Source organism: Gilliamella sp. B3023, from assembly GCF_026536845.1.
In the GTDB taxonomy this organism is placed as follows: Bacteria; Pseudomonadota; Gammaproteobacteria; order Enterobacterales; family Orbaceae; genus Gilliamella; species Gilliamella apicola_E.
The window spans coordinates 1-729 of sequence record NZ_JAFNNH010000072.1; the positions used below are offsets into that span (position 1 = coordinate 1).

Here is a 729-nt window from a genome sequence, read left to right on the forward strand (position 1 = left end):
TGTTTCTCATGGAGGTATCACTGCTACTATGTCTAATTCTACTGCTACAAGCGTACGCGTTACTTTAACTGGTCCTTACGCTACCACATCCCAGCATAATTCAGCCAGTCCTGGTCGTCTTTCCGTACTTACTTTGCCTCAGACCTTCGAGTTGGTCGGTCGTGATACTAATGGTGCTCCTGTCGTCAAATATGGTTTTACTTTGAAGCAGTGGTTCGTCCACCGAGGTTCTAAATTGGACAGGTATCCTCAAACCTTATCTTGGTGTAATAGTGTTGGTTATCGGATGCCTCGCGTAAGGGATTTAACTAATGCATCTTGTCGTGGTGACTATTCAGGCACTTTTTGTCAGGGTTCAGTCACCGCCACCCCTTCCTCGTCTGGTAATCATTATATGCGACATATAGGTTCAGGTTTTTTCACTGAGTGGGGCAAAATGAATGATTATTCAGGCGTTGGCTTCCGCGGCGATTGGTACTGGACTAGTGACCCGAGTGGTAGTCACCAGTTTCTCTTGAGCACAAACGACGGTGCCGTGAATTGGTCCTACTACTCCTACTACGGACTTTGCACCCATCCTTAGTTTTTATTTCTTCGTCCTTAATCCTTAGGGCGAGGGTGGGGGTGATAAAAAATAGTATTAGGTGATTAAAAGTAAGCTGACTCAAGGAGTCAACGTCGTTTAGCTATAAAAAGCGATTTTGCGGCTAAGCGACGTTTGAATTACCC

At 45.4% G+C, this 729-nt stretch carries 1 pseudogene; it reads left to right on the plus strand.

Annotated elements, in window-relative coordinates:
* Positions 1-583: pseudogene (locus tag J3U16_RS12020) on the plus strand (hypothetical protein); the annotation flags it as partial.
* Positions 584-729: the final 146 nt, after the last annotated feature.